Source organism: Ornithinibacillus salinisoli, assembly GCF_042684965.1.
Classification (GTDB): Bacteria; Bacillota; Bacilli; order Bacillales; family Amphibacillaceae; genus Ornithinibacillus; species Ornithinibacillus salinisoli.
On record NZ_JBHUMI010000005.1, the window covers coordinates 25,072 to 40,279 of the forward strand.

Annotated in this window: 17 protein-coding genes and 1 riboswitch; of the genes, 7 read left to right on the forward strand and 10 right to left on the reverse strand. The window is 36.2% G+C overall.

From position 1 onward, the window contains the following. Nucleotides 1-36: 36 nt before the first annotated feature. Nucleotides 37-1,293, reverse strand: a complete 1,257-nt coding sequence (locus ACFSTA_RS02605; RefSeq protein WP_377554998.1) for an ABC transporter permease — start codon at nucleotides 1,291-1,293, stop codon at nucleotides 37-39. Nucleotides 1,294-1,464: 171 nt separating this feature from the next. On the opposite strand from ACFSTA_RS02605, the gene ACFSTA_RS02610 reads away from it, so the two are divergent. The 4 genes from ACFSTA_RS02610 to ACFSTA_RS02625 all read left to right on the forward strand — a co-directional run bounded on the left by ACFSTA_RS02610 (nucleotide 1,465) and on the right by ACFSTA_RS02625 (nucleotide 4,362). Next, nucleotides 1,465-2,196 carry an ABC transporter ATP-binding protein gene (locus tag ACFSTA_RS02610; RefSeq protein WP_377554999.1) on the forward strand — a complete coding sequence of 244 codons (732 nt, stop codon included), beginning with the start codon at nucleotides 1,465-1,467 and terminating at the stop codon, nucleotides 2,194-2,196. After that, nucleotides 2,193-2,957 carry an ABC transporter permease gene (locus ACFSTA_RS02615; RefSeq protein ID WP_377555000.1) on the forward strand — a complete coding sequence of 255 codons (765 nt, stop codon included), beginning with the start codon at nucleotides 2,193-2,195 and terminating at the stop codon, nucleotides 2,955-2,957. Before ACFSTA_RS02610 ends, ACFSTA_RS02615 begins: the two co-directional genes overlap by 4 nt. Before the next feature lie 369 nt (nucleotides 2,958-3,326). Next, a complete protein-coding gene (locus ACFSTA_RS02620; protein ID WP_377555001.1) occupies nucleotides 3,327-3,743 on the forward strand; it encodes a MarR family winged helix-turn-helix transcriptional regulator in 417 nt (138 codons plus the stop codon). A 13-nt stretch (nucleotides 3,744-3,756) separates the two neighbouring features. Further along, nucleotides 3,757-4,362, forward strand: coding sequence for an alpha/beta hydrolase (locus ACFSTA_RS02625; RefSeq protein WP_377555002.1), 606 nt, complete (start codon nucleotides 3,757-3,759; stop codon nucleotides 4,360-4,362). Nucleotides 4,363-4,400: 38 nt separating this feature from the next. Here ACFSTA_RS02625 and ACFSTA_RS02630 read toward each other — a convergent pair whose 3' ends face one another. Together ACFSTA_RS02630 and ACFSTA_RS02635 are read right to left on the reverse strand one after the other, a co-directional pair. Next, nucleotides 4,401-5,354 (reverse strand): calcium/sodium antiporter, encoded by a 954-nt coding sequence (locus tag ACFSTA_RS02630; RefSeq protein WP_377555003.1) that lies wholly within the window; start codon nucleotides 5,352-5,354, stop codon nucleotides 4,401-4,403. A gap of 139 nt (nucleotides 5,355-5,493) precedes the next feature. Beyond that, complete coding sequence (locus tag ACFSTA_RS02635) at nucleotides 5,494-6,333, reverse strand: VOC family protein (protein ID WP_377555004.1); 840 nt, start codon at nucleotides 6,331-6,333, stop codon at nucleotides 5,494-5,496. 279 nt (nucleotides 6,334-6,612) lie between these two features. Then, a riboswitch (PreQ1 riboswitch) is annotated at nucleotides 6,613-6,657 on the forward strand. A 6-nt stretch (nucleotides 6,658-6,663) separates the two neighbouring features. Here ACFSTA_RS02635 and ACFSTA_RS02640 point away from each other — a divergent pair. Then, a complete protein-coding gene (locus ACFSTA_RS02640; protein ID WP_377555005.1) occupies nucleotides 6,664-7,146 on the forward strand; it encodes a QueT transporter family protein in 483 nt (160 codons plus the stop codon). Between the two features lie 125 nt (nucleotides 7,147-7,271). Beyond that, nucleotides 7,272-8,042 carry a DUF3891 family protein gene (locus ACFSTA_RS02645; RefSeq protein WP_377555006.1) on the forward strand — a complete coding sequence of 257 codons (771 nt, stop codon included), beginning with the start codon at nucleotides 7,272-7,274 and terminating at the stop codon, nucleotides 8,040-8,042. A 336-nt stretch (nucleotides 8,043-8,378) separates the two neighbouring features. Here ACFSTA_RS02645 and ACFSTA_RS02650 read toward each other — a convergent pair whose 3' ends face one another. The 6 genes from ACFSTA_RS02650 to ACFSTA_RS02675 form a co-directional block, all read right to left on the reverse strand. Beyond that, nucleotides 8,379-8,972, reverse strand: coding sequence for a lysophospholipid acyltransferase family protein (locus ACFSTA_RS02650; RefSeq protein ID WP_377555007.1), 594 nt, complete (start codon nucleotides 8,970-8,972; stop codon nucleotides 8,379-8,381). A 142-nt stretch (nucleotides 8,973-9,114) separates the two neighbouring features. Next, nucleotides 9,115-10,203 (reverse strand): mechanosensitive ion channel family protein, encoded by a 1,089-nt coding sequence (locus ACFSTA_RS02655; protein WP_377555008.1) that lies wholly within the window; start codon nucleotides 10,201-10,203, stop codon nucleotides 9,115-9,117. A 63-nt stretch (nucleotides 10,204-10,266) separates the two neighbouring features. After that, nucleotides 10,267-10,710 (reverse strand): aminoglycoside 6'-N-acetyltransferase, encoded by a 444-nt coding sequence (gene aac(6'), locus ACFSTA_RS02660; RefSeq protein WP_377555009.1) that lies wholly within the window; start codon nucleotides 10,708-10,710, stop codon nucleotides 10,267-10,269. 71 nt (nucleotides 10,711-10,781) lie between these two features. Then, the gene (locus tag ACFSTA_RS02665) at nucleotides 10,782-10,958 is read right to left on the reverse strand and encodes a hypothetical protein (protein WP_377555010.1); all 177 of its coding nucleotides are present in this window, start codon (nucleotides 10,956-10,958) and stop codon (nucleotides 10,782-10,784) included. Nucleotides 10,959-11,056: 98 nt separating this feature from the next. Further along, a complete protein-coding gene (locus tag ACFSTA_RS02670) occupies nucleotides 11,057-11,230 on the reverse strand; it encodes a hypothetical protein (RefSeq protein ID WP_377555011.1) in 174 nt (57 codons plus the stop codon). Nucleotides 11,231-11,404: 174 nt separating this feature from the next. Then, the gene (locus ACFSTA_RS02675) at nucleotides 11,405-12,247 is read right to left on the reverse strand and encodes a hypothetical protein (protein ID WP_377555012.1); all 843 of its coding nucleotides are present in this window, start codon (nucleotides 12,245-12,247) and stop codon (nucleotides 11,405-11,407) included. Between the two features lie 157 nt (nucleotides 12,248-12,404). Between ACFSTA_RS02675 and ACFSTA_RS02680 the strand changes: the two genes are divergently transcribed. Then, entirely contained in the window at nucleotides 12,405-14,024 is a 1,620-nt protein-coding gene (locus ACFSTA_RS02680) for a catalase (protein ID WP_377555013.1), read from the forward strand. A 203-nt stretch (nucleotides 14,025-14,227) separates the two neighbouring features. On the opposite strand, the gene ACFSTA_RS02685 is transcribed toward ACFSTA_RS02680, so the two are convergent. Beyond that, nucleotides 14,228-14,950: an EcsC family protein gene (locus tag ACFSTA_RS02685; RefSeq protein ID WP_377555014.1), complete on the reverse strand. Its 723-nt coding sequence runs from the start codon at nucleotides 14,948-14,950 to the stop codon at nucleotides 14,228-14,230. Nucleotides 14,951-15,208 lie beyond the last annotated feature (258 nt).

The window sequence follows — 15,208 nt, forward strand, 5'->3', positions numbered from 1 at the left end:
GTCCCCACTCCTCCTCTAATTAAAATTTTCTATATATCAGTTGCTATATTTAGACTGCACAAAGGAAATAACATACGTCACAACTAAAACACCTAAGCTAGCTACCCCTAACAAAATCACCCCATTAGTAAATGAAAACGCAAAGTTCTCCAAGGTAACCGCCAACTCATTCGTGATTACCTCACCTACAGAAAAATAATGAAATGGGATGTACGGTGCAAAACTAGACAGAACAGATTCCTGACTCCAGGCGATTCCAATAAATATCGTAGCAAGTGTTAACCCAAGCGCAATCAACGTCTTCTTGGTAATAACCGAAAACAGAAATAAAATAGAATAACAGAATAATAGAATCATAAAGAACAACCCAAATGATTGAAGTAAGTAAGTACCTATATTCATGTAGGTAAAGGTACGTTCTTCTCCATAAATTAGAACAGGGTAATCCCAATCCCCAAAACTGTCAAAAATTACGCCAAGAACGATAGATAGAATTGCAGTAATTAATAATGTCATGAAAGATACAATAATAACCGTCATAAATTTGCTAACTAAAATCTTTTGTCGATGAATAGGCTGTGTTTTTAAGAGGTGAATCGACCCATTTCTCCCTAGCCCTTCTTTTGTAACAACATCTGCAAACAAGAAAAGAAATAATATAGCCCCGATTAAACTAAAAAGCATCTGAAACACGTGATTAAGAAAATGAACTCCTGCGGAAGAATACTTATTGCTATTTTCTATTACCATCTCCTCTGCAATTGGATCATCAAACACTTCATCATAAACCGTTTTCCAAGCAAATTCTTCAATACGTAGTACTGGCGTAATTTCCTTATCCCGGATCCACTTGTATTGCGCTAGAAGAGTTTCCTTACTAAAAAAAGTCGGCCAAGTGTATACATTTTGGTATGGGTCATTTCTTAGCATGTCTACTACAGGCTCGTATTGTTCAATTTCCATTTCCATAATTGTCGTCCAGTCTTCTTCTTCGTATGCTTGCAACAATTTGCTATCTCTTTCTTGAAACCTTTCCCAAGTTTCAATAGATTGTTCCGTCTCACGGTCACTTCCATCCTCGTTAGATTCAAGTACGTCATACAACTCCTGAATTTGCTGTTCCTGCGTAAATATCTGATTCTCAAGATTTATAATTATGTCATCTGCTCGTACTGTATTGATGTACACATATGTGTAATAAGATAGAATAAAAAATAATAACCCAATCATTATGATTTGAAAAAAAATAGATTTAAATACCTTTATAATTTCAAATTGTATTAACCTTAACATGTAGTCACCTCCACTATGCATAATATTGTATATCACAAGTTTAAAAATTAAAACTATTTTCACAATATGGAGGATAGTAAATTTCCAAAATAGTTGTGTTAGAATGATGAAGAATTTAAACCCACATAAATGGAATAGTAATGATAGGAAGAAAGTAAGGATGTGACATTCATGAATACGACAACCAAACCTGAAGTTGAATTTAGGGATGTGAATTATTCGGCTGATGATTTACATATTCTTAAAAGCATCACCGGCACATTCCCTAAAGGCAAAATTACAACCCTTGTCGGTCCTTCAGGTGCCGGAAAATCCACCTTATTTAAACTATGTAATGGATTACGATCTCCACAATCAGGAGAAATTTTGATCAGAAATCACTCAATCAATGACTATGACCCTGTTGAATTACGACGAACTGTAGGAATTGCCCTACAGAGCGCAACCATGATCAAAGGAAGTGTTCTTGAAAATCTGGAACTTCCATTAACTTTACAAGGGAAACATATTGAACGTGGATTTGCTGAAGAATTACTATATGATGTCGGACTAGATGGGAGTTTTTTACAACGCAACGCAAAGGACTTATCAGGTGGTCAACGTCAAAAGCTATCGATTGCCCGGACCCTCGTTAACCAGCCAAAAATACTATTGCTTGATGAAATCACTTCTTCACTAGACAGAGTGTCCCAACATGATATCGAAGAGTTAATAGAAAAAATTAACGAAAAATACGGAACCACGATGGTTTGGATTACGCATAATTTAGAACAAGCACTAAAAATAGGTCACTATACTTGGGTTATGATGAATGGAGAGGTTATAGAGACAGGGGAAAGCTCCCTTTTGCATGCACCAAAAGATGAACGCGTCCAACAATTTGTAAAGGGGGAATTGGGATGAGCTATGTAACGTTGTCCATTACCCTTATTTTCGTTTTAATCCCATTAATCTTATCGAAAACACTAAATTTAGGATTAGAAAAGGATACAATTATTGCAACCGTGAGATCTATTATTCAACTTCTCTTAGTAGGTTTCGTTCTACAATATGTATTCGACACCGAGCACTTTATTTTTATTTTTCTAATGATCCTGCTAATGATTGGTGCTGCAACACAAAATGCCCGAAGAAAGGGTGCGTCCATTAGAGGGATTACATGGAAATTAATTGTTACGTTTATTTTTATAGAAGTTCTAACCCAGGGTATTTTATTGGGACTAAACATCACTCCACCAACCGCACAGTATATTATTCCTATTAGCGGGATGGTGATCGGTAATTCTATGGTGCTTGGTATCCTCTTTTTAAACCGTTTTACTTCAGAAGTGGAAACACATCAGGATGAAACAGAGCTCATCTTATCACTCGGAGGGACGCCAAAACAAGCAATCCATACACAACTAATTACATCGATCAAAGCTAGTACAATCCCTACGATTGAGAGTCAAAAAACGATTGGACTAGTGCAACTACCTGGTATGATGAGTGGACAAATCATTGCAGGAGCGGATCCTGTTCAGGCTGTTCAGTTTCAATTACTCATTTTGTTTTTACTATTAACTACAGCGGTTGTCACTAGTATCGCACTTGGATTTTTATCTTATCCGACCCTGTTTAATGAGCGGATGCAGTTTTTGAAGCTACAGGATAAGAATAAATAGCTACACTCGAAGGAATGTATGTCCTAAAGGGTCAAGGTTGATTATCAAAGAACTTTCTTGTTTATTAGCTGCTCCGAGTCAACGAGCAGCTAATATGCTAAATTGGATAATTCGCTCCTATTCGACATGAAAACGCTCATAAATTCTGAAATTCGCTCATAAATTTTCGGATTCGCTCATAAACTAAGAAATCCGCTCCTATTCGACAAAAATTCGCTCAAAACAACAAATCTAGTACATTACAAATTATCCTTAACCATCACCAAAATTCTCTCCCATTTGACATCCCCCACCACCAACGATAAAATTATACTTAATTAAAGATACTTTAATTCAAAATATATTTCGATATTACTGAGGTGCAATAATATGAGCGAGAATCTATCCTTAAAAGCCTTTGTTGTTTTAATGAAAGCATCAAAGTCAATTCAAGAACAGGTGCAAAAAGATATTAGCGACCATGGCATGAAGACGTCAGACTTTGCTGTTATAGAGGCTCTTTACCATAAAGGAAGACAAACAATTCGAGAAATCTCTGAAGCCGTCCTGATTAATACCGGCTCCATCACTTATGTCATCGATAAATTAGAATCAAAGGGGTTTCTGGAACGGATTAATTGCACAGAAGATCGCCGTGTTGTTTATATCCAAATCACCAATAAAGGAAAAGTGTTAATGGACGAAATTTTCCCGAAGCATAAAAAAGTAATCGATCAAATATTTGCAGATGTTAGCAACAATGAAAAGGAACAATTAATAGATATTTTAAAACGAGCGGGAAAATAAGGAGGAAATGAATATGAATCATATTTTTCAAAAAGGTAACGACCAATCAAAACCAACATTACTTTTGCTACATGGAACAGGTGGTACAGAACGGGATTTGCTGCCTCTAGCCGAAAAAATTGATCCTGAAGCAAATGTCCTTAGTGTTCGAGGTAATATTCTTGAAAATGGGATGCCACGCTTTTTCAAACGATTAGCAGAAGGTGTTTTTGATGAAGAGGACTTAACCTTCCGAACGAAAGAGCTAAATGAATTTCTTAATGAGGCTGCTGAAAAATATGAATTTGATCGTAACAATATTATTGCAATCGGGTATTCCAACGGAGCAAATATTGCTGCGAGCTTGATGTTCCACTATCAAGATGCGCTAAAAGCAGCTATTCTACATCACCCAATGGTACCAAGAAGAGGGATCGAATTACCGAATCTTACTGGAAAAAATGTATTTATTGCAGCTGGTTCAAATGATCCGATCTGTCCAGCCCAGGAATCAGAAGACCTCAAATCATTACTAGAAAAGGCAGGAGCAAGTGTTGTACTGCATTGGGAGAATATGGGGCATCAGCTAACCTATAGTGAAGTGGAAACAGCTGAAAAATGGTATCAAAATTTTTCATAAACAAAACCCGTTCTCACTAGCAGAACGGGTTTCTTTAATTAATTTCTTATAATGATATAAAGAAGATAAGCGGCATACGCAAGTACAAGAATGAATCCCTCTGACTTACCAATCTTATATTTCGTCCTGGAGAATACTAATAATAATACGGTTAAGACGATCATCGCTTTGATATCGAAAAAAACTTTACCATTCACAGGTAATGGAGTAATAACGGATGTTATGCCTAATACGAATAAAATATTAAATATATTACTACCTACAATATTTCCAAGCGCAATCTCACTTTCTTTTTTCAAAGCAGCAACTATTGAAGTGACTAGTTCAGGAAGCGAGGTACCAACAGCTATTATAGTTAATCCGACTAGCGTTTCACTCATTCCCCACGAGTAAGCAATTTCCGTTCCGTTGTCTACCACTAGGTCTCCACCTATGATAATTCCAGTAAGTCCGAGCAGTGTAAAAAATACATTTCTTCCCCATTTTGTTTCACTTGAAATAGGTCCATCTACTTTATTTTTTCTACTTTTCATTGCAACTTCAAAAACATAATACATAAAAATTATTAAAAACAACAATAAAAGAAAACCATCACTACGTGTAATGAGATTTGACCCATGTCCTTGCAAAACAATATCACTAATTAAAATTAGTAATGCAACACTCGCTAATAGTGTAAAAGGGATTTCCTTCCGAATGGTCTCGCTTTCCACTTTCAATGGATATAGCATGGCAGCAACCCCAACAACTAAGGTCAGATTGAAAATATTACTCCCAACTACGTTCCCTAATGAGACTTCTGCCGTTCCTTCCATAGCTGCAATTATACTGACAGTTGCTTCAGGCGAACTTGTTCCAAAGGAGACAATGGTTAAACCAATAAGTATAGATGGCACACGGAGTAACCGAGCAATGTTGGAGGATCCATCTACAAAATAATCCGCACCTTTTATTAACAAGGCAAAACCAACAACCAATAGTAGATAAGCCATAGATTCCTTCCTTTTCTCATGTAAGTTACTATTTATAGTGTATTACGAAATGACCATTCATACCATTAGAATACGTGATAAAGCAAACTTGAATAATAAAAAAGATTACCAAGAATCCCAAGTTGACAATCTACGAAATTTAACAAACTAATCTAATGACATTCCCTGCCGGATCCACGACTTCATTATCATGCTTAACAGTTACACCCATACTGTTTAATTTACTGACTGTTTGTTTCACAGCCTCTTCACTTGGAAAAACAAGCTCAAACCAATTAAGGCCAACACTATTTTTCACTGGTGGTTTAGCTCCTACTCCATTCCATACATTTAAACCGATGTGATGATGATAGTCTCCAGTTGAAGCAAATAATGCACCTGGATATTTCGTTACAATTTTAAACCCTAAACCATTGACATAAAATTTTTCCGTTTCCTCTAAATTTGCAACATGCAAATGGATATGACCTAATATAGTATCCTCTGGCATTCCATTCCATTCTTTGTCACCTTCTGCAAGAAGATTATCTCCATCCAGTGGCTCTGTCGCCATAGCTACCTGCCCTTCTGTCCAATTCCATTCTGATGATGGTCGATCACGGTATACTTCAATGCCATTCCCATCAGGATCATTAAAATATAAAGCCTCACTTACATAGTGGTCCGAAGCACCTAATGGCACACCGGATCGAATACTATGTTTTAAAAAAGATGAAAGGTCTGCTCGCGTTGGTAATAAAATAGCAAAGTGGTATAAACCAGTTGTTTTTGCTTCTCTTGATATAACTTCTGGCGGTTGCTCCAATGATAGGATTGGTGTTTTCCCATCTGCAGTTAATACTACGCTAAGGCTCGATTGCTTCAATACGCGAAACCCCAATATATTTTTATAAAAATGAAGTGACCTTTCCAAATCAGTCACATTTATATTGACCTCCCCAACATAGGTTGTTGGTTTTTGAAAAAATTTCTTTTCCATGAAATAGCCTCCTTTATCTAAAGTTACTTTTTTAAATTAACTTACTTATAGTAATTATTATAAGACTTACTAACTTCACGTGTCAATAAGTGATGCTAATGTGTTTGGAGTAATATTGTTTCATTTTGGAAAGCTATATCTAGGCTTGTAAATAATAGAAAATCTAATACAAAGTGACATAGTAATGGTGGGATCACATATATTTAAGTCGAACACTTTCTAATGTGTTTTGCTTTTGTATAAAGTCATTTAAAGATATACTTAAATGGCTTTTATATGTAGCACGTGGTTCGAAACCATCCCACGTAAAAAAACTAAGGAGAGATTTCTATGAAAAATAAAACGTTGGTTGTTAACGCATTAATTGCAGCGTTATATATCGCTGTGTCTGCACTTATTGTTCCTTTTGGTTTTACAAATATCCAATTCCGCATTTCTGAAGTATTTAACCACCTTATTGTTTTTAACAAAAAGTACTTCTTCGGGATCGTTGTAGGTGTGTTTATCTATAATTTATTTTCACCATTAGGTTGGTATGATCTCGTCTTTGGTGTTGCACATTCTGCTATTTCATTAGCAATTATTATTTTTCTATCCAAATTTGTAAAGAATATCATAGTGCTACTAATTGCTAATACAATCGTCTTTACATTTAATATGTTCATTATTGCATTTGAACTAAATTTGGTACTTAATTTTCCATTTTTACTTACGTGGCTAACTACAGCCGCTGGCGAATTTACGGTATTAGCTATTGGAATCCCAATCGCGTATGCTTTAAATAAACGTGTTCAGTTTGATAAACTAATATAAAGTGAAATTTCATTCAGTAGGTCTTACTATACGTTACAATCTGGATACCTTTAAGCCTAACATCACGATCTGCACTTAGGTGCTTAGCAGATTGTGATGTTTTCACTTACATAAGGAGTGTTAGGATGATTGTTAGAGAACGAGAAAATGAATTTATTATGATTGAGCAGCATAACCACGCTCTCACATCTGGGGACATCATGTCCCACTGGAAAGATTCATTATTTCATGGGAAAGCCAATAGAAAATCCGTAGAAACAGCCATTTATATGCACGATTATGGATGGAAGGAATTTGATAAGCAACCCTTTTGGAATGATCAGACACAGGCACCATATACATTTTCTGATTTTCCTACCTATCCAAAGATTATTCTTTATGCACACGGAATAAATGAGGTTGAAAAAAAGGACATGTATGCAGCCCTGCTTTGTAGTGAGCATTATACTAGATTCCTTCTAAATCATACATCCGTTGAGGCACAATCATTTGTAACGGAAGAGAAAAAGCGTCAAAAACGGATATTAAAGAGCCTTGGCAACATAGATAAGCTTTTGTTCCGCTTTCATTATGGACTTCTTCAGCTCGGAGATAATCTTTCCCTATTCCTATGCTTAAACGAGCCAGGTGTCGCAAAAGAAAAGGAACACCATTTTTTCAAACACGGAATTCCATTAGCTTCCAGTATAGAAGGAGTCAATCAATCTACATTGGGGGTAGAATGGATCGATAATCAAACGGTTTCCGTACACGAGTTTCCGTTTGATCAGGCGTTTACCGTTGCTTTTAATCAAAAAAAAGTAAGCAAAGCTTCCATTAAGGAGCTCGGTTTGATTAATGCATATGAAGAAGCTTCTTCTGAGAAAGTCACCGTTCAACTTGTACCTGAACCTTAAACACCTATAAAAAACTTTTCTTTCTAAAGCCAAACGATTACACGATAGGAAGATTAAAATGTTACTTATTCAACGGTAATGTCTTAATTCTTAGTTGATGTAAAATGCGAAATAACTGCTATGTGACCATTGGTTATTTTCTCTTCACCACTGCTATGATCGACCGTTTGGCATTTTATACTTTAGCGCCTCATCTTTTTGGCGCAGTTTATGTATGATTAGCAACAAAGTACGAAAACACCAAAAGAAAAATCCAAACTAACTCGAATTCTAATAGAATTTCGAATCATAGTTCAGATTTTTCTTTGACTAAACACCTTAGTCCCCATCTATTCATTACATGGATTTCAATCTTTCTTGTAAACTTGCGAACTCCTCATTAATTTGTTTCATCATTGTTTCCATACCTTCTTTTTTTGACTCATTTTCTCGTAGGAAGATGGGTTCGCCATAAATAAGTTTTGGTTTAATCCGTTTAAACAAATCACTAAAATTATTCGGACCCACATAAGCCGCTGGAATAATCGGTGCTTTAGAGTGAGCAGCAATAGTCACTGCACCTTTTTTTAATGGCACCTCTTCACTTGCTCTTGTTCCACTTGGAAAAATCCCAACAACCTTTCCTTCAGCTAACAATCGTCGAGGTATTTTAATCGTACTAGGTCCTGGGTTTTCTCTGTCAACCGGAAAAGCATGAAGACTATTCATCAGCCACTTTAAGAAACCTGTTTCAAAAAGCTCCTTCTTAGCCATATAATGAATTTTAGTTGGAAGGGTTGCTATACCAAGCCATAATATATCTACCCAGCCAGTATGTGTGCATGCAATTACATAACCGCCTGACTTCGGTAAATTTTCTTTTTGGTACACGGTAATCCTTCCAAATAAACTTAAAATAATTTTCAATACATTAGCAGCAAAATTGTACATGAGGTATCTCCTTTGACTCCATTATCAATCAAATATGTTTATAGTTAATTCTATTTTATCACAACCTATTAATACCTAGTACTAAATTTGTAAAAAAAATAGGAAGCTTTGCTTTTTAGCATATGCTTCCTTACCGATAATATTATGAGTCTTGATTCATCCTTGCCCCACCTTGAATATCCGCATCTGAATCTACATAAAGCCTTCTGCTAGGCACAGCGATCTGGACACCTTCTCTGTCAATAATATCTAAGATTTTTAAATTTATATCTTCTCTATTTGCCAAGTACTCTCCCCAATCGGTTGTATTGGTGAAGAAGTAGAGAAATATCTCTAAACCATTCTCTTTATACTGATTCAAATTAACGAAAATTGTTTCTTGATGTATTCCTGGATGCTGTTCTAGAAGCTCCTTAATTTGAGTGGTGACATGTTTGACTTTTGTTGTTGGTGTATCATATGTCAGTGTAATATTAAATGAAATTTGCCTTTTACCCATTTGGCTCCAGTTTGTAATGGATTCATTAGCTAAGGTTGAATTCGGCACCGTCACTAACGCATCAGCAAATGTCCGTACTCTTGTACTACGGAAAGTGATATCTTCAATGGTACCTTCCACACTTGGAGTCATGATCCAATCTCCTATAGTAAATGGTTTTTCGGTAATAATGACAATTCCCCCAAATAAATTGGCAAGAGCATCTTTGGCAGCAAGGGAAAAAGCAAGTCCACCTATCCCTAAACCAGCAATCAGACCGTCAATTTGATAATCAAATACTTGTAAAATCACACTTAAGCTAATAGCTAATATAATAAATTGAACTGCCTTCGATAGAAACGGAATAAGTATTTCATCAATTTCAATGTTGGTTTTTTCATTTATTTGTCTAAAGATGCTTGTAGAGGAAGACGAAGCCAGTCGAAATAACCCCCACGTTACTAATACAACCATAATAACCTTAAAGGCTTTTTCATTTGTGTAATCTAAATAAGGATAATATTTAACTGCAAAATTAATTCCTAAAACAATAAAAACCCATTGCATCGGTTTTTCAAATGCTTTTAACACATTCGTCAAAAAAGTAATTTTCGTTTTATCAAAAAATCGAAGTAGGATGGCAAATACATACTTCGTAAATATCTTTCTAAACACCAAAAAGAGAAGGAAAATACCTACTGCAATTCCCAAATCAGCTAAATGGTCATATGAAATTAAAAATTCCCAATCCATAATGTTTGACTACCTCCTGACTAGTTCTTATCATACCATATCATGTAATGGAATTGATAACCCCTAGTCAAGATCTTGAATAAATGTAATTAATCTCCCTGATTCTTTAAAACCGATACCCGTATGGAAATCATAGCTGACAGTATTATCATATTCGATATCTGAGCCAACTTGCTTACAGCCTTTTTCCAACATCCACTTTTTTCCTTCGTTGAATAATTTATTTGATATTCCCTTTCTCCTATAGTTTGGCTTTACATAAATTCCCTCAACATATCCTGTTGGCGAACTTATTGCCCCTTCCACATAATCTGTCCGAATAGACAAATATATAAAAGCGATAGGCTCTTCCTCTTGTAGCCAAAGAAGGACATGACTTTTATCTGAATTGATGTGATCGCTAAACTCTTCTTTCAATTCAGTAAAGTCATGTCCTGGCCATAGAGCCATCGCCATATCTGTTACGTTATCTAAATGATTAATACTTAGTTCTATTATTTTTTCCATATTGGCTCCTCCTAATTTAAGGGGAAAATTATTATGTAAAGAGCCCTACATTTTTCTAAGGCTCTCTATCGTTAACCTGCTTTACGTAAACGAAAGAAAGTTACAGATTGAGATTTTTTCTTACGATTGCTCTTCTTTTTCGTATTACGTTTTGTTGTTAAAAAAGTTTCATTTTCATATGTGATTTCTTTTAATCGATTCATCTTTGCTTCAACAAGACTTTTTCGAATTTCAATTTCATAATACATGTTTGTTTCCTCCTCATTTTTATACTCAACATCTCCATCTTATTCCGTGAAAAAGGTTTTGTTCACGACTTTTTCTTCACTACTACTAAAAGCAGCGACTACCCAGCCTTACGCGAGCGAAAGAATGAAGATCTCTTTGTGCTTTTCGTTGCCATTTTTTTCTGGTTAGACTGTTTCATTTCTGCTAATCGTTTATTTTCATTAGACACCTTTTTCATCTCTTCCATTCGTGTATGCACAATACTTTTGTAAACCTCTATTTCAAAACCCATCATTATTCCTCCTTCAACCTGTAACTTACAATACTTATCTTACAGTCATAGAGGCTTTCCGTCTTCGGCTTATCGACTGAACTTTAAGCACAAAAAAACCCTACTTCCAATGTAGGGTTCCTACGTCTCAAGTCCGATCAGACGAGCCATCTTGTATCTAATTAGCCACACTTTCTACATTTGCTGGCTTAACCAATCCTCTACCATTTCAAAGTAAGCCTCATTTTTCCATAAAAGTAATGTTTCGATTTCTCCTCTTTGTTTTACAAAATCCTGAAACATGCAATCGGCTATATAATAAGCTAGTCGTGTATAACCAAACTTGGATCCTCCGTTAATGGAAAACCATTCCTTAAAAAATGCTCCCGATTCTTTCATATTGCGGATATCCATTGCAAACTCCCGGATTACACTCCTTTTATGTTTCTCTGCGAATTCAAACCATTCATCACCTTCTAGATGATAAGAAAAATAAACAGATGGCTTTAATTCAGGAACTATTTCCCTAGAAAAATGTGTTGCAGCACCCTCCCGCAATAGCCATATATATGGATTCTCCCATCGCATTTTTTTCCAATTCAATCGATGTTGGTCTGATATTATATTATGGGTAGCATGGCCAAACTCATGAGCAATAATTACTTTTAACGGACCCGATTCAGCAGTTAATCGCTCCATTGCAAAGGTAATATCCGGTATAATTTCACGGTGCGTATACGCATTTGAACCATATGCACCTACAATCAAATTCACATCAATCGGAAACGTCAGGTGATACTTAGCTTTGTATGTACCTACGACATCTTCTACTAAACCTGCTATTTGACGATGAACTTTTTGAATAGAATCCCAATCATCTCGATATCGTTCTAGCGCTTTTGTAAGTCTTTCATCTGTATTTTTACAATGGTAAGAAAAATAAACCTCAAACACATCTGGATAGCTTGCATAATATTCTCGTAACCGTTGTACATTCGGTTTCTGTGGAAAAGATGGAAACGTGTCTAAAATCCTCAAATAAAATCCTCCTCTTTAGTAATTCTATTTAACAATTCGATAATTACCGTGAAATTCCTTCTTAATTACAGGGTATTTTTTAAATTTATGGGTAACTTATAGGTAGTTATGTTTGAATTTACACTTGAAAAATGTTGATAGAAAAGGATGGTATATCATGAAGGAAGAATCGAATAAAAACGAAACAAACATAGAAAATGACGATACCCTCACAACTAGACAAGGTCATCCTGTAACGAACAATCAAAATATCCGAACTGTCAGTAACCGTGGACCCGCTACACTTGAAAACTACGATTTCATTGAAAAAATCAGTCACTTTGACCGGGAAAAGGTACCCGAGCGAATCGTTCATGCGCGCGGAGCTGGGGCACATGGTTATTTTGAGACATACGGAACAGTAGGCGAAGATCCAGTTTCGAAGTATACAAGAGCAAAAGTGTTTCAAGAAAAAGGGAAACAAACTCCTGTTTTTGTTCGTTTTTCCACCGTTGTCCACGGTAATCACTCTCCAGAAACGGTTCGTGATCCACGAGGATTTGCGATTAAATTTTATACGGAAGATGGCAATTGGGATTTAGTAGGAAATAATCTAAAAATCTTTTTTATCCGCGATGCCATGAAGTTCCCTGATATGATTCACGCATTTCGACCAGATCCCGTGACCAATGTACAAAACCCGGAGCGATTCTTTGATTTCTGTGCAAATTCTCCAGAATCATTCCATATGGTCACATTTGTTTATTCACCATGGGGAATTCCTGCCAATTACCGTATGATGCAAGGGTCTGGTGTGAACACGTACAAATGGGTTAATAGTGAAGGTAAGGCCGTACTTGTTAAGTATCACTGGGAACCGAAACAAGGAATTAAAAACCTTACTGTAAAAGAAGCAGAAGAAATCCAAGGGAAAAACTTTAACCATGCTACACAGGATTTATATGAAGCAATTGAACGAGGGGAATATCCGGAATGGGAGCTATTAGTTCAAATTATGGAAGACGGACCACACCCTGAATTAGATTTTGATCCGTTAGACGATACAAAATTATGGCCCGAGGATCAATTCCCATGGCTACCTGTAGGAAAAATGGTATTAAATAAAAACCCTGAAAACTATCATAATGAAGTTGAACAAGCTTCATTTGGAACGGGTGTATTAGTCGATGGCTTGGACTTTTCCGATGATAAAATGTTGCAAGGTAGAACATTCTCCTACTCTGATACGCAACGATATCGAGTCGGTGCAAATTATCTACAGCTGCCTATAAACGCCGCGAAGAAACGTGTCGCTACGAACCAAGAGGGCGGACAGTTAAGATATGAAAATGATAAGGCACCTGATCAAAACCCACATGTGAATTATGAACCATCTATATTAGGTGGACTAAAAGAGGCCGAACAAACAGGGAAAGAGCATACCCCACATGTTGAAGGAAATCTCGTACGTGATTCCATCGATCGTCAAAGTAATACAAAGCAAGCTGGTGAAACATACCGTCAATTCGAGCAGTGGGAAAAGGATGAATTAATTAATAACCTTGTGAATGATCTTGCTATATGTGATAAGCGGTTACAAGACAAAATGATTGCTCTTGCTGAAGAAGCAGATGAAGAGTATGGTCGTCGATTGAGAGAAGGATTGCAACAGAGAAATCAAGAAATGGGTAATATGAAAATGGAAGCAGGCGAAGAAATGCACCCATTAGGAGCAAAAGACGCACATAAAGCAGTTAAAGATGCTGTGGAAAAAAGTCATGACGCTGATCCTTATTAATGCAATTCAGTAGGGAAAACAGCATACCAATCTTCCAAGATAGGTATGCTGTTTATTAAATCGCCCTTCACCAATGGCGTCTCATTTTTGGATTTGTAATTACTATCTCTTCCTGTGGTACATAAAAGTATTGAATCCAGCATTGCGATATATTTTTAATTTCATTTCTAATTAGCTAATCTCACCATTCCAATTATGGTCTTCTAGTAATCCTTAGGAACCTCTTTCAGTAGACGAAGCCGATAAGCATTCATCGCAGTCTCCCCTAGTTGATCTAGCAAATTATAATTTGCATAGGCGCCAACAATGGCCCCAAATCCAGGTATTAACTGTAACATCTTGACGAGATCAATGTAATCACGATATTCCTGCTGAAAAACACGCCAATCCATATCGACAAGCTTTGATTTCTGTTCTTCCCAATTATCAATAATGAAAAAAGTTTCTCTCCGCTTCTGTTCATTCGAAAAAGCTAGCTGAAATACGTGAAGTATAAATAATCGTTCTTCATACCGATTCGTGTCGTACCCATACACTGCAGCTGCATCGAATAAAAACTTCATTTTTATGGAGAGTAACAACGGAAAATCGGCTAGACCGAGGAATATTCCACCTGCACCTGTTCCAGCTCCTTCTACCGTTGCTGTTTTTCGATACGAAGAGAGCTTCTCTTTTAAAAGCTCATCCCTTTCGAATAAACTTTTGTTCGTTTGTTGCTTTCTCGTAGTTATATTTGAACCGACTAATGTCGCCTTCACCATATTTTTAATGCCTTCTGTAATCACTTGATGTGCTTTCTCTGGTATCATACTGTTTATTTTATTTTGTGCCTTTTTCGATAGACGATTAATCATACTAGATGGCTTAAGTAGCCTTTTGCGCCATACCTCTATTTCATCATATACTTTGCTTTCATATTCATTCACGTTCATCATCCTTTAATTTACAATGATTTAATTATAGCATGGTAAAAACACGAAATACATAAGACTAACGCTTTATCTACCAATAGGTTATCCGACAGTGCATGTATAAAACATCATCATCAGTCAGAAAATAAAACGAGTAAAGGCGCCGCCCCATCGTTAATAATTGACAGAAGAGGAATTTAATGATTAAATATTAATAGTTTAAAGGGGAGTAGCTTTAACAGTTCAGTCGTCATTTCAGAGTATATAGTATGC